Genomic DNA, 22,320 nt, shown 5'->3' with positions numbered 1-22,320 from the left:
TCGTTCCGCCAGGTTCGCGGTCGGATTGCGACAATGCATGTCCCGACCGCGTCAACCGTCCCCTTCCTCGCTTACAGACGAAAGCGCCCGACCAGCTGATTGAGCTGCGTCGCCAGGCGCGCCAGCTCGTCGCTGGCCACCGAGGTCTGCTGCGCGCCGGTGGCGCTCTGCTCGGAGATGTCGCGGATGGCCACCAGGTTGCGATCCACTTCCCGCGCGACCTGTGCCTGCTCCTCGGCGGCGCTGGCGATGACCAGGTTCATCTCGTTGATCTGCCCGACCCGCTCGGCGATCAGCCCCAGCGCCTGATCCGCTTCGCCGGCCATGGTCTGGCTGCGCGAGGCGAATTCACTGCTCTGCTGCATGTCGCGCACCGATTGCTCGGTCGCGCTCTGGATCGCGCCGATCATGCGCTCGATCTCCTGGGTCGAACTCTGGGTGCGCTGCGCGAGGTTGCGCACCTCGTCGGCGACCACCGCGAAACCACGCCCGGCCTCACCGGCCCGTGCCGCCTCGATGGCGGCGTTGAGCGCCAGCAGGTTGGTCTGGTCGGCGATCGCACGAATCACATCCACCACCAGGCCGATGCTCGCCGCCTCCTCGGCCAGTCGGGTCACGGTTCCGGCGGTCTGCTGCAGCTTGTCGCTTAGCTGGTCAATGGTCTGCCGCGTGGCGGTCACCTGCCGGCGTCCATCGTCAGCCACGGTCTCGGCATCGCGCGAGGCATCCGAGGTGCGGTTGGCATTGCCCGCCACTTCATCCACCGCAGCGGACATCTCGGTGACCGCGGTGGCGGCCATCTGCACTTCCTCGTTCTGCTGATGGATGCCCTGTGCGGTGTGCTGGGTGACCGCGTGCAGCTCTTCGGCGGCCGACGCCAGCTGGGTGGCCGAGCCCTGGATATCCTGCAGCGTATCGCGCAGGGTTTGCTGCATCTGCCGGATCGACTGCTGCACCTCGGTGATCTCATCCTTGCCGCGACACGCGATGGTGCGGCTCAGATCACCCGCCGCCACCGATGCGGCTGCCTGCTTCAGCTCTTCCAGCGGCCGGCTGATGCTGCGCAGCAGGACCATGGCGAACAGCCCCCCGCCAATCAGCAGTGCCAGCAACAGGCCGATATTCAGCACCCGGTTGCGCTCGTACAGCGCCAACGCCTCGTCGTATTCGGCCTTGGCTTCGCCCAGTTGCAGATGAATCAGCTCGCTGAAGCCTTCGGAGATGGGGTCGATCAACGGATACAGATCATTGATGACGAACGCGGCCAGGCGCTTCTCGCTGTGGCGGTCGAGAATGCGCTCAAGATCGTCCAGCGGAGCGTCGGCAGCTTTCATTAAACCCTCCAGGTGAGTAGCCACCCGGCGTTCGGCTTCGATCAGCTTGGTGCTCATGAAGTCGCCCCAGAGACGACGAATCTCGCCGCGTGCATTACGCACATCATCACGCGCCTGTCCGTAGGTGAGCATGCCGCTTCGCGTCTTATGCGTGGTATCGACGATCTTCACCGCATACAGATCAGCGATCAGCTTGAGGTCTCGCAGCGGTACGACACGGTCGAGATAGACAGTGTTGAGGCCTGCGACGCTGCGCTGCTGCGCATTCAGCCCGGTCAGGCCGATGACCAGGCACGCCGAGAGCATGGCCCCGACCAGAATCAACAGGCGGGCTCGGATAGTCAGTTGCTGCATCATTCGTTCTTTTCCATATGGCGTGCCGACCCCGGGGCCGGCAAATTGGCAAGTAAGGCATCAATCTCGAATGGTTCATGCCGACGTTCGATCGTCGGTCTGTAGTTCCTTTGCGGAACCTGCATGCAATGAGGTAACGAGGTGCTTGTTGTTGAATCCCCGAACGGCTGGTCATCCGATGAAGGCCAGATGCCAGCCCCCTCACCTATCGGCTGTGACCGCCGTCTCTTTAACGAAACCGTACTGAAACACCGATCCCAGAGCGGTTAGCTCAAAACGGCGATGATCGTGAGAGGTGGTCTGGTGCTCCTGGCAAACGACGATCTCCGGGCTGGAAAACACCCAGAAACGACCGGCCTACCCGGCTGCTATGCGACTAATGGCGCAGCGCAGACTGTGCGCTGCTGCACAGCGTCCCGACGAACAGGTGGTACCTTCGCGCCCCATAATTTCCAGCTAGGGACCTGTCGTGAAAACGCTTATTCAGAGCGCCGTTCTGGCGTTGACCACCATCGCTGCCGGCCATGCACTGGCCGACGCCCAGCCATCGCGCAACCTGGCCGAGGCCGTGAAGAATTTCTCCGAGTACAACAGCCGCCTCGAACAGGCCCTGGCGCAAGGCCTGACGTCCGAAAGCATGGCGCAGATCCATGAGCTGACCTACACGCTCAAGGACGCCCTGGAGAAGATCAACGAAGAGATGGATGGCCTGACGGACACCCTCGAGGAAATCCACATCGCCTCGGAAGCCAAGGACGCCGACGAAGTGAAGAGTTACACCAGCGAATACCTGAAGACCGCGCGGACAGTGATCAAGTAATTCGCCGGACCATCAGGGCTCGACTGGCAGGATGTCGAAGCCGATGCGATTGTCGCTGATCACACGAAACTCCAGCGTCTGCCCGGCCTGCACCTGCGCCAGCTTCTCGCGGCGCAGGCTGAGCTTGCCGCACAGCGTGTCATCCAGTGGATCGGTGCCGATGCTGACGATGCGCGCGCCGGCCGGCACCTGGAAGCGCACCACCTCGCCGACATGAATCCGCGCCGCCAGCTGGCGGTCGATCAGCACGGCGATATAGCAGCCACCGCCCCGCAACCCGTAATCGCGTGTCACCACCACCTCACCCGCATTCTCCAGCGCCTGCTGATAGGCCAGCACCCGCTCGGCCGGTACCGGAACGATATCCTCGGCGTCGGGCTGCCAGGATGAACAGCCGGCCAGCGAAAGCAGTGCGGCGAAGGCAAGGATTGGGCGCATGGGGAACTCCTGTTCGGAAGACGAAACGGCGAGCGACGATCGAGCATGCCAGAGCGACGGATGATTGCTAGAGTCAGGTTCCAGTTTTTGACCACGGCGCTCTCAACGTGAATGGTTCGGACGATAGCCAACCCCGCTTCTGGCGCGATGCCGCGCTGCCCTTCCTCGAGGCGCGTGCCGTCGCTGACGGGCGCAAGGTCTGCTATGCGCCGCATTGCCACGAGACCTTTTCCATCGGCGCAATCACCGCTGGCGCCAGCACCTACTTCAACGGCGACGCCCAGGAGCGAATCGCCCGCGGCACGCTGGTACTGATCAATCCACAGACCGTGCACGCCTGTAATCCCATCGACGGCCGCCCCTGGTCATACCTGATGTTCTACGTCGATACGCACTGGCTGGGTGCGTTGCAGCATGAGCTGGGCGTCAGCAACGACGGTCACTTCATGCCCTACGCGCCGATCCAGAGCCTCGACCAGGCGCTGTTCGACGGGCTGACCCGGCTGTACGCCACGCTGCGCGATCCGCAGGCGCACACGCTGCACAAACAGAGCGCCGCAGTGGAATATTTCACGCTGCTGCAGCAGACGCTGGCGCCCGCGCCGACTCAGCCGCATGCCGAGCCGTTGCAGCAGCTGAGTCGCGCTGCCGACTACATCGCCGAACACTGCACCGAGGCGCTGCGCCTGGAAGACATCTGCCAGGCTGCCGAGCTTTCGCCGTCCTACCTGATCCGCGCCTTCAGACAGCACTACGGCATGACTCCGCATGCCTATCTGCTCAACCGCCGCATCCAGCGCAGCCAGCACTGGCTTCGCCAGGGCCTGGACCTCGCCGAGATCGCATTGGCCGCGGGCTTTGCCGATCAGGCGCACTTCCAGCGCACCTTCAAGCGCCAGCTCGCCGCAACGCCCGGGCAGTACCGCGACCGGGCTGCGCGCAACTAGCCCAGCACGAGATAAAGCGCGCTGCCGGCCAGCAGCAGCGCCATCGTTCGATTCAACCAGCGCACCCGCGCAGGCTCCTGCAGGTAGCGACTCAGAAAGGCACCGGCGCCGGCCCAGCAAGCGATCGAGGCATAACAGATCAGGAAGTACAGGGCCGCGAACAGCCAGACCCGCTGCACCTCGCCGTTCGCCGCGAACAGGCCCATGCCGGCAACGGAGGCCAGCCATGCCTTGGGGTTGAGCCATTGCATCAGCGCCCCCTGCAACAGCGAAGGCCCACTGGCAGCGTCTTCCGGTTGCAGTCGCCCGTCATCGGTCGCCAAGCGCCATGCCATATACAGCAGGAATGCCACGCCGCCCCACTGGATGCCGCGCAGCAATATCGGTGCGCGCTCCAACAGCTCGTACAAGCCCAGACCAATGAGCAACAGCAACAGGGTGAAGCCGATGGTTGCGCCGGCAACGTGCCGCCCGCTGGCACGGAAACCGAAGCGGGCCCCGCAGTTCAACGCCACCAGATTGACCGGCCCCGGGGTGATCGAAGAAGCCAGCGCGAACGCGGCCATCGACAGATAGAGTTCCATAAGTGCTCTGCTCGCCAGTCGAAGAAGGCAGCAGACTAGCGGCTCGTGGAAGTCACCTTATTGAAGGAAATTGCCCTGCCTGCGCTACAGATGCTGACTGCCGGGGTACGGCCGCTCTTCCTCCAGCTCACCGTCGCGGCCGATGACTTCGACCGATGCCGTACGCCCCTCCATGAAGGCGTCGAGCGCGCTGTACATCTCGTCCTTGGTGAGGGTGCGCAGCACGGTTTCCTGCGATTGCTGGTCTTCCAGCTCCCAGCCCATTTCGGTGGGCCTGACTTGATAGATGTTCATGGTGATTCCTGTGGCGCGAGTAATCCGCTGACGGCGCGGATGGATTGGAGGATGGCTAGCCCGGCTGGCTGGAGCCGTCGCGACCCTGAATATCCGGGTCGTCGGGCAGCACTTCCGGCTCGTCGGGGTCATCCAGCGGCGATGACTGATCGTCACCACCGGCGGTCTGATCGTCGAAGTCCGGATCTTCACCGGCGTTCTTTTCGCCGCCATCGGTCATGGTTACATCAGGCTCATCGCCTGCCTGCTGATCATCTGGCTTCATGGTCGCCTCGGCTGTCGCGGGTGGGTGACTGATATCGATTGGAGGCGACAAACCACGCGGCGTTCGAATCGCGCTGCACCGGCGGTCTGAAGGTTGCGATAGCGACGCCACAGGGATTGGCCGACCAATGCCGGCCACTATCGGCGGGCGCGACCATGCAACCGATTGCACTGCCCGGGCGGCTCCACCACACTGCCCACTCACACCCAACCGCAGTCGGAGATTCCATGCAGACACTCACCCCACAATCCCGCGCGGCCATTCTCGAAAACCCGGAAGCCCTGGAATGCACCCTGTACCGCCCCGACGAATATGACGAGGAAGCGGAAGAGCAGGACCTGGGAGACGCGCGCATCATCATCAGCGGCCCCTTCGAGGCGCCAGCCGAGTGGGATGCCAAGGACCGTGACGACTACTTCGACGGCACCGCGCCGGAAGCCTTCGTCGTCGCCCGCATCGCCTGCCAGGCAGCGCCCGATTCCGGCGTCTACTTCACTGCCGTGCCCGGCGACTACGCCGCCGTCACGGAAAGCCCGGGCCAGGTATCGATGTTCTACGTCTGGGACTGCCTGAACGATGCCGAAGGCCAGTACGTGCTGATCCGCGAGGAAGAGGACGACGAGGTCTGATCCAGCGTCGGCGATCACATTCATCGGGCGCGCCCCGGTGAGTGTGGCTGGCGACATCCAACATGCAGTCGTGCCGCATTCGCAGGGTGGGAACCGCCGCAGCCTTGCCCGCGGGAGCTGCAGTATCGGCCCGGCATGACTCATTTCTGCAGTTGCTCCCTGCGAGTCCGAGCGCCTTCGAGCAAGTCATTGCGCTTTTGCTGCAAGCGCCGACCTCATCGTCCCCCTTTGCTGTCTACCGGCTAGAAACGCCATCCGCCCCACCCGACGAGGACCTGCATGCGTTCCATGATCAGCGCCTGGCAGTCACCGGTATCGCGCATGAAGCTGGTCGCCGGCCTTCTGTTGCTGTTGGCCGCCCTGCTCTACATCGTCGCGACACGCTTCGAAGCCAGCCATCCGGCCTGGGGCTACGTCGCCTCGTTCGCCGAAGCCGCCATGATCGGCGCGATCGCCGACTGGTTCGCCGTCACCGCCCTGTTCCGCCGCCCGCTGGGCCTGCCGATCCCGCACACGGCGATCATCCCGCGCAGCAAGGCGCGCATCGGCCAGAACCTGTCCAGTTTCATCACCACCCATTTCCTCGCCACGCCATTGGTGCTGGCCAAGCTGCAGGAACTCGACATCGCCTCGCGCCTGGCCGGCTGGTTGCGTCATCCGACCAATGCCGAAGCGGTCGGCCGCCGGCTCACCGGCGTCGCGCATTTCGGCATCGCCGCGCTGCATGACGAACGCGTGCGCGCCTTCGTCGAGGCCAAGGTGACCACGCGGCTGCGCAGGTTCGACCTATCCGCCCCGCTGGCCCAGGCCTTGCGCGTGCTGACCAGCCAGGGCCGGCATCAGGCGATGCTCGACGAGCTGCTGATCCGCCTCGATTCGATCATGCAGGATGAGGAAACCCGCGCCCTGGTCGCCGACGCCATCAGCCGGGAAATCCGCACCCTGCGCTACCTCGGCCTGAGCCGGCCGGTGAGCGGCTGGTCGGCGAACAAGTTCGTCGACGGCCTGTCCGCGCTGATCGCCGAGATCGCCGCCGACCCCGAACACCTGATCCGCCAGCGCTTCGACGAGCACGTCAGTGAATACATCGAGCGCCTGGAGCAGGACCCGCAATACGCCCTGGAGGTCGAGCGCATCCTCGCGCAGCTCCTCGAGCACCCGGCCACCAGCGCCTATTTCGGCAACCTCTGGCAGGAACTCACGGCCTGGCTGGAAAGCGACCTGGCCAGCGACGATTCGCGCATCGGCCGACGCATCGTCAGCCTCTGCCGCGGCCTCGGTGACGGCCTGGCGGCGGACGATTCCATGCGCAACTGGATCAACGAGCGACTGCTGGCCGCCGCGCCCAGCCTGCTGGAGCGCTATCGCGGGCAGATCGGCGCCTATATCGCCCAGCGCGTGGAGAACTGGGAAAGCCGCGAGCTGGTCGAGCAGCTGGAACAGAGTGTCGGCAAGGACCTGCAGTACATCCGCATCAACGGCACGCTGGTTGGCGGGCTGGTCGGCCTGGCGCTGCATGCACTGACGCAGCTGCTGACCGGTTGAAAGCCGCTCAGGCGCGGCGCTGGCGCTCGCTCAGCTGGCTGAGGTTGACGGCGCTGCCGGGCGGCTCATCGCAGCGCAATGTCGCCGGGGCGCCGCCCAGGTACCACAGGCGATTGGCCAGATCGTCGGCATCGCGCGGATCGTGGGTCACGCAGATCATCGCCATGGCCGGGTGCTGATCCAGCAGGCGCGCGATCAGGCCGCGCAGCTCGGCGGCGCGCTCGGCATCCAGCGAGGCGAAGGGTTCGTCGAGCAGCAAAAGATCCGGCTTGATCGCCAGGCAGCGCGCCAGTGCCGCCCTGCGCGCCATGCCCAGCGAGAGCTGATCCGGCAGGCTGTCAGCCGCACCACTCAGCCCGACCTCGGCCAGCAGCCGCTCGATATCCGCCGCGCCCGCGCCGACCAGTGCCAGGTTCTGCCGCACCGTACGCCAGGGCAGCAGGCGATGCTCCTGAAACAGGTAGCCGACGCGCAAGCCGGCGCGCTGCCCGATCATCGGCCGCAGCTGCGGATCGAGCCCGGCGATGCCGTTGAGCAGCGTGGTCTTGCCGACGCCGGACGGCCCGAGCAGACAGATGCGATCGCCTTCGCGCACCTGCGCATCGATCATGCCCAACACGGGATGACGGCCATCCAGACGCAGCTCAAGCATGGCGCACACCCGCTTCGCGCCAGGACGATGCGCGACGCTCCAGTGGCTGCAACAGCGCCAGTTCGATCAGCTGGACCACGGCGATGAACGCCAGGCTGTAGGCGAGGATGCTCGCCACGTCGAACACCTGAAAGGCCATGTGCAGCTGAAAGCCGATACCATCCGAACGCCCGAGCAGCTCGACCACCAGGACGATCTTCCAGATCAGCGCCAGGCCGCCGCGGGTGGCGGCCATCAGGTAGGGAAACAGCTGCGGCAGCCAGACATGCCTGATCCGCTGCCAGCGGGTGAAGCGGTAGACCAGGGCCATCTGTTCCAGCTTGGGATCAATACTGCGGGCGCCCTCGCGCACGGTGACGGCCACGTTCGGCACCTTGTTGATCACCACCGCCAGCACCGCCGCGGCTTCCACCAGGCCGAACCAGACATAGAGCAGGATGATGGTGACCAGCGCCGGCAGGTTGAGAAACAGCACCAGCAGCGGATCGAGCACGGCGTTGGCCAGCCGCGAGCGGCCCATCCATACGCCAAGCAGCGTGCCCAGCGCCATCGCCAGCACGAAGGCGAACAGCACGCGGCGCAGGGTTACCAGCAGGTGCTCGGGCAGCTCACCGCTCTGCGTGGCTCGCCAGAAGGTGTCGAACACGGCGACCGGAGTGGGCAGCAGCGGCGTCTGCACGACCAGCGCAATCAGCGTCCAGAGTGCCACCGCGCATGGCAGAGCGATCCAGCAGGCCCAGCGCGAGCCGTTCATGGCGTGCTCTGGAACGACGCGGCCGGCATCAGTTTCGCCGGATCGGCGCCGGTGAGGGCCAGCAGCCGCTGCAGGTCGGCGATACGCGGCTCATCCAGCGGCTGCGGGATGCCGGCGAGGAAACTGTCACGCAGCGCGGCGAACACGCCATCCTCGTCGGCACGCATCAGCGGCCGCAGCGCCTGCCAGTGCGCGGGCTCGCTGGCAAGTTCGTGCTTGGTCTGGCCCAATGCCGTGGCGAAGCGCTGCAGTAGCGCCTCATGCTCGACGGCCCAGGATTCGGGAAACAGATAGCCGAGCACCGGCAGGTGGGGATCAAGCTCCAATGATCGGAGCAGATCATCGAGACTGAACGCCACCTGCACACCACCCTCGCCACGCATGCGCGCGGAGAAATGCCAGAAGGTCAGCAGCGCATCGACCTGACCGCGGCGCAGCGCCTGGCTGAGCAGGGGCGGTGCGGCGTACTGAACAGTCGCCTGTGTGGCCAGATCGATACCGGCCTGGGCTGCGGCATGCTGCAGCAACTGCCAGCCCAGCCCGTCCGGCCCGCCAGCGACGCCGATGCGTTTGCCACGCAGGTCGGCCAGCGTGCGGATGGTGCTGCCTTCGGGCACCAGCACTTCGCCGATCTGCGAGGAAAAGGGTACATAGCGATAGGCCGTGCCGGCCTGGTAACGCGCCTGCGCCCAGAGCAGATCGCTCACCGCGCCGTCGACGCTGCCGCTGGTCAACGCCAGCCGCGAGGCCGGCACATCGGCCACCAGCCGCACCTTCAGCTCGAAGCCGTTGGCACGGTCCAGTCCCTGACGCCTGAGATGCTCGAGCTCCCAGTGCGGCGTGCCGAACTGCAGCACGCTGAGGGTCAGCACCGGCAGCTCCTGCGCCTGCGCCCACAGGGGCAGCAGCACAAGCGCCAGCAGCGCTCGGCGAGTGCGCAGAATGAACAGGGTGAGGACGGGCAATGAAAGCATCATGCCCGCAGGGTACGAAGCCCCCTGCCGGGCACGAATTGTACTTTGGTGCCTGTTGGTTGCTGCGATGGTCGCAGCGGGCTTGACCCCCGCCACGACATCGCAGCCTGGCTCAGCCCTGCGCGGCGATACGCTGCTGCAGGCGCGCCTGAAGCTTTTCCAGCTCGGCCGGATCGGCCTTGCCGGCGGCATGAATGCCGAGCCCTTCGCCCGAGTAGCGCGGCACGATATGCACATGGATGTGGAACACCGTCTGCCCCGCCGGCGCGCCATTGAACTGCGCGACCTGCACACCATCCGGCTGCAGCTCGTCGACGATCACGCGGGTGAGCTTCTGCACCACGGCCATCACCTTGGCCAGCGCGTCGGTGTCCACATCGAGGATGTTGCAGGCCGCCGAGCGCTTGGGAATCACCAGCGTGTGGCCGAAAGACTGCGGAAACAGGTCGAGGAAGGCCAGCACGTCGTCATCCTCGTAGAGCTTGTAGCAAGGCGCATCGCCGCGAATGATCTGGGCGAAGATGTTCTGCGGGTCGTAGGGCGTGGTCAGGGACACCTGGAGTTCTCCGGCAAGTGGAAAAGACAGACATTAGCATTCTCTGCGCGGCTGCGACCTGTGCAGCGATGCTTCGGAACGTTGCGGGCGTGGCGGCGCTCTCAAGCTCATCACCCCGAAGCCGAGGTTGTTCCGATGCCCATCCGCGCCGTCGCCCCAATTGCCGCTGCAGTCGCGCTCTGCCTGTCTTCACTGTCTGCCATCGCTGCCGAAATCAAACCCGCCGAGTTGCTCGAGCAGGCCAAGGCCGAACAGAGCGCCTATATCGAAACCGTGAAACAGCTGGTGGCGGTGGATACCGGCACCGGCCAGGCCGAGGGCCTGGCAACGGTCAGCAAAATGCTGGTCGAACGCTTGCAGGCGCTTGGGGCGCAAGTCAGCACCAGCCCGGCCACGCCATCGGCCGGCGACAACATCGTCGGCACCCTCAAAGGCACTGGCAGCAAGGACTTCCTGCTGATGGTGCATTACGACACGGTGTTCGCCGAAGGCACCGCCGCTGAGCGCCCGTTTCGCATGGACGAGCAGCGCGCCTACGGCCCCGGTGTGGCCGATGCCAAGGGTGGCGTGGCGATGATTCTGCATGCGCTGGAGCTGCTCAAGGCGCAGCAGTTCGACGAGTACGGCACGATCACCGTGCTGTTCAACCCGGATGAGGAAATGGGCTCGGCCGGCTCGAAGAAGATCATCGCCGAGCTGGCCCGCAAGCATGACTACGTCTTCTCCTACGAGCCGCCGGACAGCGACGCGGTGACCACCGCCACCAATGGCATCAATGCGGTGATGCTGGAGGTGAAGGGCAAATCCTCCCACGCCGGCTCCGCACCGGAGGACGGTCGCAACGCCGTGCTGGAACTGGCGCACCAGCTGGTGCAGCTCAAGGACCTGGACGACCCGGACAAGGGCACCACGGTCAGCTGGACCATGATCGCCGGCGGCGAGAAGCGCAACATCATCCCGAACAAGGCGACCGCCGAAGCGGACATGCGCTACTCCGACATCAGCGAGACCGAACGCGTGCTCGCCGATGCGCAGAAGATCATCGAGGACAAGCTGATCGACGACACCCGCGTCGAGCTGCGCGTCGACAAGGGCCGCCCGCCGCTGGCGAAGAATCCGGCATCGGAGCGCCTGGCCGAGATTGCGCAGCGCCTGTATGGCGAGATCGACCAGCGTATTGAGCCGATCGCCATGCGCTTCGGCACCGATGCCGGTTACGCCTACGTGCCGGACAGCGACAAGCCGGCCGTGCTGGAAACCATGGGCGTGGTCGGTGCCGGGCTGCACTCGGAAGACGAGTACATCGAGCTGTCGAGCATCGCGCCGCGGCTGTATCTGACGACGGCGATGATTCGCGCATTGTCCGCCGAAAGCGCCGCACGCTGACACGCTAGCCAGGCCCGAGCGAGGGGCGAAGGTCGCAGTAGGCGAAAGCCGGCGCTGCGGGTATCTTCGCCACCTCTAACTTCAGGACCGCCCGCTCGATGCTTCGCCTTCTCACGCTCTGCGCACTGGCGCTGTTTGCCTGCACCGCTCACGCCAAGGTCGAGGTATTGCTGCTGGAGCATGAAGGCCAGGGGCAGGTGCTGGTCGCGCGGGTTACCGAGCAGATCGCGCCGGGTGACTACGAAGCGCTGCTCAAGGGCATCATGGCCCACCCTGGCAAGCACGCGCGCAAGCTGCTGATCCTCGACAACATCGGCGGCAGCGCAGCGGAAGCGATGCGCATGGGCTATCTGCTGCGCGAGACGGGTTTCGACGCCCTGGTGCCAGAGGCGGCGGTCTGCCAGGGCAGTTGCATCTACCTGCTGGCGGCGGGACGGCAGCGCACCGTGCGCGGCCATGTCGGCCTGCATCGGCCCTACGTCGCCAATGGCGAGTCAGCGCTGTCCATCAGCCAGCGACCACACCGCGCACCACGCATCTACTTCCGGGACATGGGCGTCAATACGCGGCTGGCGGACGACATGCAGCTGATCGAACCGTGGCGCATGCGCGTGCTCACGCCAAAGGAGCTCGCGCGCTATCGGCTGCAATAGAGTGATTCGCAGGCTGCACTACTGCATTCCGGTCGTCGCGCTATCACTCGGCCTGGCCCTCGGCATGATCGAGCCGGTTGGCGCGCTGGCCGTTCTGCTATTCGCTGGCTGGCTTGTCGCTCAGCCGCACATCCCCAACTCGCCGTGGCTGTTCGGTACGCTGCTCGGCGCGCTGTTGCTCGCCGCACATCTGCTGCCCGGCTTCAGCCCGCTGCCGCTCGGCCCACCGCAGGATCTGGGCGGTGCCTCGCCTTGGCAATTGCGCATCAGCCCGGACAAGGCGATGGTCGCGGCACTGCTGCTGGCCTGGTGGCTGGGCCAGCCACGAACGGATTGGCGCTCGATCAGACTCACCCTGCTGGCGTCAGGCGCCTGCCTGATCCTCGTCCCGCTGCTGGCACTGGCCTCTGGCGTACTGGACTGGCAACCGAAATGGCCGGCGCTGTTCCTGCCCTGGCTGCTGGTCAACCTGGGCATCACCTGCCTGGCCGAAGAGCTGATCTTTCGCGGCCTGCTGCAGCGTGCACTGGCCCGCCACTTCGGTCCGGCCATCGGCATCGGCCTGGCGACTGCCCTGTTCGGCGCCGCGCACCTGCCGGCAGGCTTCGGTTTCGCCGGGCTCGCCACGCTGGCCGGTCTGGGCTACGGCCTGGCCTTCCATTACTCCGGTGATCGCCTGTGGGTCGCGGTGTTTCTGCACGGTGCGGTCAACAGCCTGCATCTGCTTCTGCTGACCTATCCGCTGCCCTGAGCAAAGAATTCTCAAAGACCTGTCGATTCCTTCCGCGCCCGTTCGACCAATGATCGGAGCCGACGGAAATTGCCGTATGCCCGTCTAGGCTCTTTCCATTCCACTGAAGGAGTCCACCGATGCGTTTCATGGTGATGATCAAGGCCACCCCGCAAACCGAAGCTGGCGAGATGCCCAGCGAGGACGTTCTCAGGGCGATGGGCCGCTACAACGAAGAACTGGCCAATGCCGGCGTACTGCTCGGCGGCGAGGGCCTGCACCCCAGCGACAAGGGCGCACGGGTTCGTTTCAGCGGCGGCCAGTGCAGCGTCACCGATGGCCCGTTCGCCGAAACCCGCGAGCTGATCGCCGGCTACTGGCTGTTCCAGACCGCGTCGCTGCAGGAGACCATCGACTGGATCAAGCGCTGCCCGCAACAGGCCATCGGCGATGCGGAAATCGAGATTCGCCAGATATTCGAAGCGGAAGACTTCGGCGCCGAGTTCACCCCCGAACTGCGCGAGCAGGAAGACCGCCTGCGCGCGCAACTCAACCACTGACCGCAAGGAGCAAACCAATGAAGATCACCACCTACCTCACCCTCGACGGCACCACCCGCGAGGCGTTCACCTTCTACAAGGATGTGCTGGGCGGCACGCTGGAGATGATGACCTTTGCCCAGGCGCCGGATGCCGAGCAGTTTCCCGCCGAGTACCGCGAACGGATCATGCATGCCTGCCTCGACCTCGGCGACGGCGTGCTGATGGCCTCCGACACCTTGCCCGGCGACACCTGCGGCGGCGGGCCGTACGAAGGCATCAAGGGTTGTTCGGTTTCCCTGCACCCGACCAGCGTGGACGAAAGCGAAAAGCTCTTCGCTGCACTGGCCGAGGGCGGCACGGTGGTCATGCCGCTGGAGAAGACCTTCTGGGCCGAGCGTTTCGGCATGCTCACCGACCGCTTCGGCGTGTCGTGGATGGTTAACTGCGAATAATCTGAGCGCAATCTGCCGTTTGCAGGTCAGTAGCGGCATTGTGGTTGATTCGCATTTGGAGAGGCGGCGTCTTTGTTATAACGTATCGCACCTTCTGGCGGGCGCAGCGATTCTGCGCCCGCATTGCGTTCATCCCGTTGTGAGCCATCCATGCCCTCCCCTGACCTGACCTCGCCAGCCGCGGCGCGCCTGCAATCCATCGACGCGCTGCGCGGCCTGGTGATCCTGTTCATGCTGCTCGACCATGTCCGTGAAACCTTCCTGCTGCATATGCAGGTGCCCGACCCGATGGATGTGGCGGTCACCGAGCCGGCGCTGTTCTTCAGCCGCACCCTGGCGCATCTCTGTGCGCCGGTGTTCATCTTTCTGACCGGCTTGTCGGCCTTTCTTTATGGCGAAAAGCACCAGGACCGCCGTGCGGTATCGAGCTTTCTGCTCAAACGCGGGCTGTTCCTGGTGGCGCTCGAATTCACCCTGGTCAACTTCGCCTGGACGTTGCAGTTCCCGCCTCAGGTGATCTATCTACAAGTGATCTGGGCCATCGGCCTGAGCATGCTCGCGCTCTCGGCACTGCTATGGCTGCCGCGCCCTGCGCTGGTCGTACTGGGGCTGGTGATCATTGGCGGGCATAACCTGCTCGATCCGCTGCAGTTCGCAGCAGACTCCGCGCTGCATGTGCCATGGGCGATCCTGCACGACCGCGGCTGGCTCGAGGTTTCGGAAAACCTGCGGCTGCGCACTTCCTACCCGCTGCTACCGTGGATCGGCGTGATCGCCCTCGGCTATGCCGCCGGCCCCTGGTTCGCCAGGAACGCCGACCCGGAGCGACGCCAGCGCTACCTGGGCGGCTGGGCTCAAGGCGCATTGCTCACCTTCGTTCTGCTGCGGCTGATCAACAGCTACGACGAGCAGCCCTGGGTCGTCGGCGAGGACGGCCTGCGGACGCTGATGAGCCTGCTCAACGTCACCAAGTACCCGCCGTCGCTGCTGTTCCTGTGCCTGACGCTGGGTTGCGGCCTGCTTCTGCTGCGTTACTTCGAACGCAAGCAGGGCCGCGCCTGGCTGCGGCCGCTGACCGTATTCGGTGCCGCACCGATGTTCTTCTACCTGCTGCACCTGTACGTGCTGAAGCTGCTCTACATCGCCGCCGTGGCGATCTGGGGCCTGAACCGCGGCAATCACTTCGGCTTCGACGCAGTCTGGCCGCTGTGGTTGTGTACCGTGGCGCTGGCGGTGGTGCTGCTCCCGGCGGTGCGCTGGTTCGCCGAACTGAAGGCACGACGGCGGGATATCGCCTGGCTGAAATACCTCTGAGACCGAGCCGGCCCCGCAAAACTGAGCCCGGGCGCGGGGCGGTTTTCGCTGGCAGATGCCTCCCCGTCGGTAGCCGTCGATCCGGGAAAATGTGAACAGCTTGGCAAAGTGCCATCATTGGAAGATCATAGCCACTCTCACGTTCATGTCGGGGGAGTAGGCCGCCCGCCATGGCCGCCCGCCATGGCCGCCTGCGGGCGCACCGGTCCGCCCCCGGCTACTGATGGCACGGGAACACTATGTCGCCCTTTCGTCTCGCTGTTTGGCCGTTCACGCTGATCGCCGCCGTTTTCTCACCGTTCGCCTGCGCACTTGGGCTGGGAGAGATCAACCTGCATTCGGCGCTGGCGGAGCCGCTGAAGGCCGACATCGAGCTGCTCGATGCGCGCAGCCTGAACAGCGATGAAATCAAGGTGCGCCTCGCGCCGAGTGATGTTTTCAATCGCGCCGGAGTCGAGCGCTCGGCCTTTCTGGCAGGTTTGAATTTCCTGCCGGTGCTCGAGCAGGGCAGGCAACGTATCCGGGTGACCTCTACCGCCCCGGTAAAAGAGCCCTACCTGAATTTCATCGTCGAGCTGACACTACCGGGCGGCCAGCTATTGCGCGAGTACACCCTGCTGCTCGATCCGCCGTTGTATCAGCCGGAGCTTTCGGCGCAACCACTAGCCCGACCAGAGGCGCCGCGAGTCACCCTTACCCAGCCCGCACGGACGGAACCCATCGAGCCGCTGCCCGTGGCCGCGCAAGACAAACGCTATCGGATCATGCCGGGCGACAGCCTGTGGAGCATCTCGGGGCGGATGGACGTTTCCCCATCGACCTCCCGTGAAGCATTGATGGCCGACCTGTTTCGACTCAATCCTGCGGCCTTCATCAATGGCGATCGCAATCGTCTGCGTGTCGGTGAAGAGCTGCTTCTGCCCGATAGCGTAGCGGCTGGCGCATCGATCGTATCGGCCGCAGCGGAGCCCGCTGCTCCAGCACAAGTCCGCATGGAGCAGCCGCAAGCCCCTTCTCAACCCGCATCGCCTGCAACGCTCGCCGAAGCGCCTGAGGGGCCGGACCAAAGCCTGGTCGATGTACTCAGACAACTCGAAGCTCAGGTGCTGAGCCTGCAGGCACAGATGGACGAACAGAATCGCCTGCTCGCCGAAGCGCAGAGCACCCTCGCCCTGCGGCAGGCAGCCACGGTCGCCGTTGAAGCCACCGTACAGGATGCTACTGCCGTAACCAGCCATGCCGAACAGCCGGCGCAGCTGAAGCCGCAGACGATGCCTGTACAGCCAGTAGCGATGGCACCGCCGATGCAGGAGACTAGCACCGGCAGCTCCTGGCTGATTCCCCTGCTGGGATTACTGAGTCTGCTGGTCGGCTTGCTGTGGTATCGCCGTCGCTCGGTCGCTGTGACCGGCATCGGCGAGCCCCGCCAGGCCCAGGCCAAGCGTGCAGAAGCGTCTTTCCCGGATATCAACCCCTTCCAGCGGGACGTTCCGGTTGTAACTGAGATGTCGTACGACGAGTACCTCGATCGGACCCCCGCCGTCCCTGCAGCCCCTGCCGCCGTGGCGCTGGTTGCAGCGCAGCCGCAAGCCGTGCAACAGCCACAGCAAGCGCAGTTGCTGGATGACATGCTCGCCAGCCTACCGGATGACCTCGATGCACTGACCAACGCGCCCCCCGTCGCGGCTGTCGAGGCTGATCTGCGCGAGCGGCTCAACGAAGCACTGGCCAGCATCGACCGCGGCGAGGTCGACCAGGCGACTCGCCTGCTGATTGCCCTGCTCGACCAGAGCGACAGCGATGACCGACGCTTCATTGGCGAGCAACTGGCACGCATCGCCTGATGCACGGGCTTGTGCTTTGCCAGACAAACACTCCATGCCCCCGGGCGGTTGGCTGAGGAAGCGCGCTCCCGGCGACGGGCCGACGGTCGTCCTCCACGGGGTACGGCATACTAGCCAGCCCAACCTGGAGAACATGCCCCGTGGATCTTCTCTTTCTCGGCACCTCGTCCGGCACCCCGACCCGCGCGCGCAACGTCAGCGCGCTGGCACTGCTGGAAGAGACCGGCAAGGCCTGGTACCTGATCGACTGCGGCGAGGGCACCCAGCATCGTCTGCTGCGCACGCCGCTGTCGCTGCACGACCTGCGCGCGATCTGCATCACCCATGTGCATGGCGACCACTGCTACGGCCTGCCCGGCCTGCTGGCCAGCGCAGGCATGATGGGGCGCAAGGCGCCGCTGACGATCATCGCCCCGCAGGGCATCGAGACCTGGGTACGCGCCACCCTGAGCATGAGTCAGAGCTGGCTGAGCTACGAGCTGGACTTCCATGCGGTCGAGACATTGGACGAATGGCGCAGCCCGAACATGCGCATCGAGGCGACCGAGCTGTCCCATCGCGTGCCCTGCTACGGCTACAGCTTCAGCGAGGCGCGCCCCGATCCGCGGCTTGACATCGAACGTCTGGAACATGACGGTGTGCCGCGCGGCCCGCTCTGGGGCCAGCTGGCGCGCGGCTTCGACATCGAGCACGAGGGGCGCGTGCTGCGCAGCCACGACTACCTGAGCTTCAGCCGCAGCCCGCGGCGCATCGTCGTCGGGGGCGACAACGACCGTCCCGACCTGCTGGCCGAAGCCTGCCGCGATGCCCAGCTGCTGGTGCACGAGGCGACCTACACCGAGGCCGTGGCCAACGACGCCCGCAACGACTTCGGCCACAGCACGGCCGCCACCGTGGCGCGCTTCGCCCAGGCGGTCGGTTTGCCCAACCTGGTGCTGACCCACTTCAGCGCGCGCTATCAGAAGCACGTCGGCCGCGGCCATTCGATCGAGGACCTGCGCGCCGAAGCCGCTGCGCTCTACGCCGGCCAGCTGCTGCTCGCCGAGGATTACCTGCGCCTGCATCTGGGCAAGGATGGTCTGCTGACGGTCGTCGAACCGCCGTCCACTTCGCGCCCGCCGCGCCGCGACGGCGAATCCAGGGCCTGAACCGGTAAATCGTCAGCAACCGCACCGGTGTTGACATGGCTGTCTACACTGGCTGCTGCCACCCAGCGCAACCGCCCTGCCATCTTTCGCCCCACCGAAGGAGCCGCCGATGGAACGTCTGACTGCCAGAGACTTCGCCCCCGAACTGCTCGAGCTCTACGATTTCTACGTGCACGGCAAACTCAACCGCCGCGAATTCCTCGACCGCGCCACCGCCTTCACCCTGTGCAGCATGACGGCGGTCGCCGTGCTCGACGCGCTCACGCCCAACTATGCGCTGGCGCAACAGATCGCCTTTACCGACCCCGACATCATCGCCGAGTATGTCCGCTATCCCTCGCCCAGAGGCCACGGCGAGGTCCGTGCCTATCTGGTGCGCCCGGCCAAGGCCGAGGGCAAGGTGCCGGGCATCGTCGTCGTGCACGAGAACCGTGGCCTCAATCCCTATATCGAAGACGTGGCCCGGCGCGTGGCCAAGGCCGGGTTCGTCGCCCTGGCGCCCGACGGCCTGAGTTCGGTCGGCGGCTACCCCGGCAACGACGACAAGGGCCGCGAACTGCAGGCTCAGGTCGATCCGCAGAAGCTGATGAACGACTTCTTCGCCGCCATCGAATGGCTGATGGCCCACGAGACCACCGGCGACACGGTCGGCATCACCGGCTTCTGCTACGGCGGCGGGGTGGCGAACGCCGCAACGGTGGCCTACCCCGAACTCGGCGCCGCCGTGCCGTTCTATGGCCGCCAGGCAGACCCGGCGGATGTGGAGAAGATCCGCGCGCCACTGCTGTTCCACTTCGCCGAACAGGACGAGCGCGTCAACGAAACCTGGCCCGCCTACGAAGCCGCACTCAAGACCGCCGACAAGCCCTACGAGGCCTACATCTACCCCGGCACCCACCACGGCTTTCACAACGACAGCACGCCGCGTTACGACGAACAGGCAGCCGAACTGGCGTGGCAACGCACCATTGCCTGGTTCCAGCGCCATCTGAGCTAATCCGGCTCGACCCTAGCCGGCGCTGCCTCCCATCGTTCCTAGCGATCTGCAGGTGGGACATGAGCGGGTTCGCCAGCACCCCGGATCCGCCCGACAACTGGCGCTTCTCGATCAAGGCGCCGCCTGGCGATACATTCGCCACTGCATGTTGACGTTTACGTAAAAGAACAGTACTGCTATGCGTTCGCTACGTTCAGGAATCCCCGTCCATGTCCCTCAGTGCAACGCTCGATCACCGTCTGGCCGATCTCTGGATAGAGCACAACCATGGCCGGACCTTCGTCCGCAGCTGGATCCCGGACGCCGATGCGCTTCGGCCGGACCGGGCACCGATAATGCTGCTGCATGAGTCGCTCGGTTGCGTCGAGCAATGGAAAGATTTTCCCGCCGCCCTTGCCAACGCCACCGGTCGACCGGTCATCGCCTATGATCGGCTGGGTTTCGGCCGCTCCGATCGCCTCACTGAGCCGCCTGCCCCGACCTTTGTTGAGGACGAGGCCGCGCAAGGCTTCGCCCATGTGCTGGAACATCTGGGGATCGAGCGCTTCGTGGTGCTCGGACATAGCGTCGGTGGCAGCATGGCCGTGCATTGCGCCGCGCGGTATCCCGAAGCCTGCCAGGCGATGATCACGATGTCGGCGGTAACCTTCGTCGAACAGCGCACGCTCAGAGGCATCCGCCAGGCCAGGGCCTGGTTCGCCGACCCCGCGCAACGCGAACGTCTGCGCCGCTATCACGGCGAGCGCAGTGACTGGGTCCTGAGCGCATGGATCGATACCTGGCTGGCGCCGGATTTCGCCACATGGACGCTGGCCCACGCGCTGCCTGCGGTCGGCTGTCCGAGCCTTGCCATCCATGGCGATGACGATGAGTTCGGCTCCGAACGCCACCCGCAGCTGATCGCCGACTGCGCCAGCGGTCAGGTCGAACAGGCGCTGCTTCCGGGGGTGGGCCATGTTCCGCATCGAGAACAACCGGAACAGGTGCTGGAGCGGATCGAACGGTTCCTGCAGCGGATCGGCTAGTTCGCTGCGCGCAAAGGCGCAGCAGAGCGTATCCGCGCGAGGGCAGGCAGGCGTGCCTTCGCCGCTCGCGAAGGCACTGGAGGTCAGGCCCGCTGGTTGAAACGACCCAGGTCCATGTGTCGGTTCACATCCTTGTACAGCAGGTAGCGGAACTTGCCCGGGCCGCCGGAATAGCAGGCCTGCGGACAGAACGCGCGCAGCCACATGTAGTCGCCCGCCTCGACCTCGACCCAATCCTGATTCAAGCGATACACCGCCTTGCCTTCCAGGACGTAGAGGCCGTGTTCCATCACGTGGGTTTCTGCGAAGGGGATAACCGCACCCGGCTCGAACGTGACAATGTTGACGTGCATGTCGTGGCGCATGTCGCTCATGTCGACGAAGCGCGTGGTCACCCATTTGCCATCGGTACCCGGCATGGGGATCGGCTCGATATCGTTCTCGTTGGTCACGAAGGCCTCCGGGTAGGGCAAGCCTTCGACGGCCTGATAGCCCTTGCGGATCCAGTGGAAACGTACCGGCGCCGCCCCGGTGTTGCGCACGCTCCATTTCGCCGCAGGCGGTATGAATGCATAGCTGCCGGGACGCATGTCATAGAGGGTTCCCTCGATCGTCAGAGAGAACTCTCCGTCCACGACGAACAGCACGCCCTCGGCGTTCGGGTCATGCTCCGGCCGGTCACTGCCGCCGCTGGCGCCAAGCTCCACGATGTACTGGGAAAAGGTTTCGGCGAAGCCGGAAAGCGGACGGGACAGCACCCACATCCGCATGTTGTCCCAGAAGGGCAAATGGCTGGTGACGATGTCGCGCAGCACGCCCTTGGGAATGACTGCATAGGCTTCGGTGAACATTGCACGATCGGTCAGCAGTTGAGTCTGCTCGGGATGTCCGCCCTTGGGGACGTAGTACGTTGTGCTTGCCATGGTTCTCCAGGTGCATGGAGGGCTTGCCGATACTCAACCGCAAGCCGGGTGGATGGAAAGCCAACTGTATACAAGGAAGATGTGAATGGTCAAAGATTGTATACAATCTTTTCTGCGCCCGATGCCCACGAGTAACGCGGCATGGCATATGGCGCGCTGAACTCGCCGCGGCGCTGGTGGGGAGGTCATCTGGCTGGATGGGAATGGCCAACCGGGCAGCTTCGAAGTTGCCGCCGATGGCCAGGGAAGAAGGGCTACGCCGCCTATCTACGCGACTCGACGCCATCGACTATGGCGCGGAGACGCGAGGAACTGAAAAATCATGAATGAGAAGGGATCGACAAGCGCATCCGCATTCCTCAAGACCGCACCGCCAGAACGCTCAACAGCGGCAGCCGGCCTTCGGACCCGCCTTTGCGTCACGCCGAATCGCTAGCCCTTGAAGCCTTTGGCCACCAGATAGACCTCCCGCGAACGCGGGCGCGACGCCTCCGGCTTGCGGATCACCACCTTCTCGAACGAGCTGCGCACGTCCTTGAGGAACTCGTCGGAGCCTTCGCCCTGGAACACCTTGACCACGTAATTGCCGCCGGGCTTGAGCACCTGGCGAACCATGTCGAGGGTGAGTTCCACCAGATACATCGAGGCGGCCTGGTCGGCAGCGGCGACGCCGCTGATGTTCGGCGCGATGTCGGACACGATCAGGTCGGGCTGCCGGCCGTCGAGCATGTCGAGAATCTGCTGGAACACGGCGTCCTCGGTGAAGTCGCCCTGAACGAAATCGACGTTATCCAGCCCGCCCATCGGCAGGATGTCGGTGGCCAGCACCCTGCCCTTTTCGCCGACGATTCCGCCGGCCACCTGCGACCAGCCGCCTGGGGCGGAACCGAGATCCATGACCAGCATGCCGGGGCGTATCAGTTTGTCCTTCTCGTTCAGCTCGATCAGCTTGTAGCTGGAGCGCGAGCGCAAGCCATCCTTCTGCGCGCGTTTGACGAAGGGATCGTTGACGTGTTCATCCAGCCAACGACGGCTGCTTTTGGATCGTTTCATGATAGAGCCAACCACGGAGAATCAAGGTAAGACGCGCGCCAACAGGCAGGACCCTGCGCAACTGTCGGGCAAATTGGCGGCGATTATAAGCCGATAATGCCGGGCCG

The 22,320-nt window shown here is 64.9% G+C and carries 25 protein-coding genes and 1 pseudogene; 14 read left to right on the top strand and 12 right to left on the bottom strand.

The window, feature by feature from the left end:
- Positions 1 to 71 precede the first annotated feature (71 nt).
- Entirely contained in the window at positions 72 to 1,130 is a 1,059-nt protein-coding gene (locus EA798_RS21070) for a methyl-accepting chemotaxis protein (protein ID WP_476748395.1), read from the bottom strand.
- Between the two features lie 24 nt (positions 1,131 to 1,154).
- A pseudogene (locus tag EA798_RS20895) lies at positions 1,155 to 1,688 on the bottom strand (MCP four helix bundle domain-containing protein); the annotation flags it as partial.
- 469 nt (positions 1,689 to 2,157) lie between these two features.
- On the opposite strand from EA798_RS20895, the gene EA798_RS05525 reads away from it, so the two are divergent.
- Positions 2,158 to 2,508: a DUF6746 family protein gene (locus EA798_RS05525; protein ID WP_122098322.1), complete on the top strand. Its 351-nt coding sequence runs from the start codon at positions 2,158 to 2,160 to the stop codon at positions 2,506 to 2,508.
- A 12-nt stretch (positions 2,509 to 2,520) separates the two neighbouring features.
- Here the strand turns inward: EA798_RS05525 and EA798_RS05520 are convergent, their stop codons facing one another.
- A complete protein-coding gene (locus EA798_RS05520; RefSeq protein ID WP_122098321.1) occupies positions 2,521 to 2,946 on the bottom strand; it encodes a protein-tyrosine phosphatase family protein in 426 nt (141 codons plus the stop codon).
- Positions 2,947 to 3,053: 107 nt separating this feature from the next.
- Between EA798_RS05520 and EA798_RS05515 the strand changes: the two genes are divergently transcribed.
- The gene (locus EA798_RS05515; protein ID WP_122098320.1) at positions 3,054 to 3,893 is read left to right on the top strand and encodes an AraC family transcriptional regulator; all 840 of its coding nucleotides are present in this window, start codon (positions 3,054 to 3,056) and stop codon (positions 3,891 to 3,893) included.
- Here the strand turns inward: EA798_RS05515 and EA798_RS05510 are convergent.
- The 3 genes from EA798_RS05510 to EA798_RS05500 form a co-directional block, all read right to left on the bottom strand.
- Positions 3,890 to 4,477: a LysE family translocator gene (locus EA798_RS05510; protein WP_106158021.1), complete on the bottom strand. Its 588-nt coding sequence runs from the start codon at positions 4,475 to 4,477 to the stop codon at positions 3,890 to 3,892. The two genes, EA798_RS05515 and EA798_RS05510, sit on opposite strands and share 4 nt — an antisense overlap.
- 84 nt (positions 4,478 to 4,561) lie before the next feature.
- Positions 4,562 to 4,771 (bottom strand): hypothetical protein, encoded by a 210-nt coding sequence (locus EA798_RS05505; RefSeq protein ID WP_013983553.1) that lies wholly within the window; start codon positions 4,769 to 4,771, stop codon positions 4,562 to 4,564.
- Between the two features lie 55 nt (positions 4,772 to 4,826).
- Complete coding sequence (locus EA798_RS05500; protein ID WP_106158020.1) at positions 4,827 to 5,036, bottom strand: hypothetical protein; 210 nt, start codon at positions 5,034 to 5,036, stop codon at positions 4,827 to 4,829.
- A 227-nt stretch (positions 5,037 to 5,263) separates the two neighbouring features.
- Here EA798_RS05500 and EA798_RS05495 point away from each other — a divergent pair, with 227 nt between their 5' ends.
- Both EA798_RS05495 and EA798_RS05490 read left to right on the top strand, forming a co-directional pair.
- A complete protein-coding gene (locus EA798_RS05495) occupies positions 5,264 to 5,665 on the top strand; it encodes a hypothetical protein (RefSeq protein ID WP_015276232.1) in 402 nt (133 codons plus the stop codon).
- 279 nt (positions 5,666 to 5,944) lie between these two features.
- On the top strand, positions 5,945 to 7,210 hold the full coding sequence (locus EA798_RS05490; RefSeq protein WP_122098319.1) for a DUF445 domain-containing protein: 1,266 nt from the start codon (positions 5,945 to 5,947) through the stop codon (positions 7,208 to 7,210).
- Between the two features lie 7 nt (positions 7,211 to 7,217).
- On the opposite strand, the gene EA798_RS05485 is transcribed toward EA798_RS05490, so the two are convergent.
- The 4 genes from EA798_RS05485 to EA798_RS05470 form a co-directional block, all read right to left on the bottom strand.
- Positions 7,218 to 7,862 carry an ABC transporter ATP-binding protein gene (locus EA798_RS05485; protein ID WP_106158824.1) on the bottom strand — a complete coding sequence of 215 codons (645 nt, stop codon included), beginning with the start codon at positions 7,860 to 7,862 and terminating at the stop codon, positions 7,218 to 7,220.
- The gene (locus tag EA798_RS05480; RefSeq protein ID WP_122098318.1) at positions 7,855 to 8,616 is read right to left on the bottom strand and encodes an ABC transporter permease; all 762 of its coding nucleotides are present in this window, start codon (positions 8,614 to 8,616) and stop codon (positions 7,855 to 7,857) included. The genes EA798_RS05485 and EA798_RS05480 overlap by 8 nt, the downstream gene beginning before the upstream one ends.
- Complete coding sequence (locus EA798_RS05475) at positions 8,613 to 9,593, bottom strand: ABC transporter substrate-binding protein (RefSeq protein ID WP_208643710.1); 981 nt, start codon at positions 9,591 to 9,593, stop codon at positions 8,613 to 8,615. Before EA798_RS05475 ends, EA798_RS05480 begins: the two co-directional genes overlap by 4 nt.
- 109 nt (positions 9,594 to 9,702) lie before the next feature.
- Entirely contained in the window at positions 9,703 to 10,146 is a 444-nt protein-coding gene (locus EA798_RS05470) for an HIT family protein (RefSeq protein WP_122098317.1), read from the bottom strand.
- A 135-nt stretch (positions 10,147 to 10,281) separates the two neighbouring features.
- Here EA798_RS05470 and EA798_RS05465 point away from each other — a divergent pair, with 135 nt between their 5' ends.
- The 10 genes from EA798_RS05465 to EA798_RS05420 all read left to right on the top strand — a co-directional run bounded on the left by EA798_RS05465 (position 10,282) and on the right by EA798_RS05420 (position 20,237).
- A complete protein-coding gene (locus tag EA798_RS05465) occupies positions 10,282 to 11,532 on the top strand; it encodes a M20/M25/M40 family metallo-hydrolase (RefSeq protein WP_122098316.1) in 1,251 nt (416 codons plus the stop codon).
- Positions 11,533 to 11,630: 98 nt separating this feature from the next.
- Positions 11,631 to 12,185 carry a COG3904 family protein gene (locus tag EA798_RS05460; protein ID WP_106158014.1) on the top strand — a complete coding sequence of 185 codons (555 nt, stop codon included), beginning with the start codon at positions 11,631 to 11,633 and terminating at the stop codon, positions 12,183 to 12,185.
- Position 12,186: 1 nt separating this feature from the next.
- Positions 12,187 to 12,936: a CPBP family intramembrane glutamic endopeptidase gene (locus EA798_RS05455; protein ID WP_122098315.1), complete on the top strand. Its 750-nt coding sequence runs from the start codon at positions 12,187 to 12,189 to the stop codon at positions 12,934 to 12,936.
- A 119-nt stretch (positions 12,937 to 13,055) separates the two neighbouring features.
- Positions 13,056 to 13,475: a YciI family protein gene (locus EA798_RS05450; protein WP_122098314.1), complete on the top strand. Its 420-nt coding sequence runs from the start codon at positions 13,056 to 13,058 to the stop codon at positions 13,473 to 13,475.
- A gap of 17 nt (positions 13,476 to 13,492) precedes the next feature.
- Positions 13,493 to 13,909, top strand: a complete 417-nt coding sequence (locus EA798_RS05445; protein WP_003283873.1) for a VOC family protein — start codon at positions 13,493 to 13,495, stop codon at positions 13,907 to 13,909.
- A gap of 150 nt (positions 13,910 to 14,059) precedes the next feature.
- A complete protein-coding gene (locus EA798_RS05440; RefSeq protein ID WP_122098313.1) occupies positions 14,060 to 15,223 on the top strand; it encodes an acetyltransferase domain-containing protein in 1,164 nt (387 codons plus the stop codon).
- A gap of 239 nt (positions 15,224 to 15,462) precedes the next feature.
- Positions 15,463 to 17,067 (top strand): type IV pilus assembly protein FimV, encoded by a 1,605-nt coding sequence (locus EA798_RS05435; protein ID WP_122098312.1) that lies wholly within the window; start codon positions 15,463 to 15,465, stop codon positions 17,065 to 17,067.
- A 140-nt stretch (positions 17,068 to 17,207) separates the two neighbouring features.
- Positions 17,208 to 18,215 carry a ribonuclease Z gene (locus EA798_RS05430; RefSeq protein WP_122098311.1) on the top strand — a complete coding sequence of 336 codons (1,008 nt, stop codon included), beginning with the start codon at positions 17,208 to 17,210 and terminating at the stop codon, positions 18,213 to 18,215.
- A gap of 109 nt (positions 18,216 to 18,324) precedes the next feature.
- Positions 18,325 to 19,212: a YghX family hydrolase gene (gene yghX / locus EA798_RS05425; RefSeq protein WP_122098310.1), complete on the top strand. Its 888-nt coding sequence runs from the start codon at positions 18,325 to 18,327 to the stop codon at positions 19,210 to 19,212.
- 209 nt (positions 19,213 to 19,421) lie between these two features.
- Positions 19,422 to 20,237, top strand: a complete 816-nt coding sequence (locus EA798_RS05420; RefSeq protein ID WP_122098309.1) for an alpha/beta fold hydrolase — start codon at positions 19,422 to 19,424, stop codon at positions 20,235 to 20,237.
- An 83-nt stretch (positions 20,238 to 20,320) separates the two neighbouring features.
- Here the strand turns inward: EA798_RS05420 and EA798_RS05415 are convergent, their stop codons facing one another.
- Positions 20,321 to 21,160: a bifunctional allantoicase/(S)-ureidoglycine aminohydrolase gene (locus EA798_RS05415; protein WP_122098308.1), complete on the bottom strand. Its 840-nt coding sequence runs from the start codon at positions 21,158 to 21,160 to the stop codon at positions 20,321 to 20,323.
- Between the two features lie 432 nt (positions 21,161 to 21,592).
- Positions 21,593 to 22,213, bottom strand: coding sequence for a 23S rRNA (uridine(2552)-2'-O)-methyltransferase RlmE (gene rlmE / locus EA798_RS05410; protein WP_013983571.1), 621 nt, complete (start codon positions 22,211 to 22,213; stop codon positions 21,593 to 21,595).
- Positions 22,214 to 22,320 lie beyond the last annotated feature (107 nt).

The sequence above is a fragment of the Pseudomonas songnenensis genome, assembly GCF_003696315.1.
GTDB classification, from domain to species: Bacteria; Pseudomonadota; Gammaproteobacteria; order Pseudomonadales; family Pseudomonadaceae; genus Stutzerimonas; species Stutzerimonas songnenensis.
Note: the sequence above shows the minus strand (reverse complement) of the source record. Positions and strands in the feature narration are given on the sequence as shown.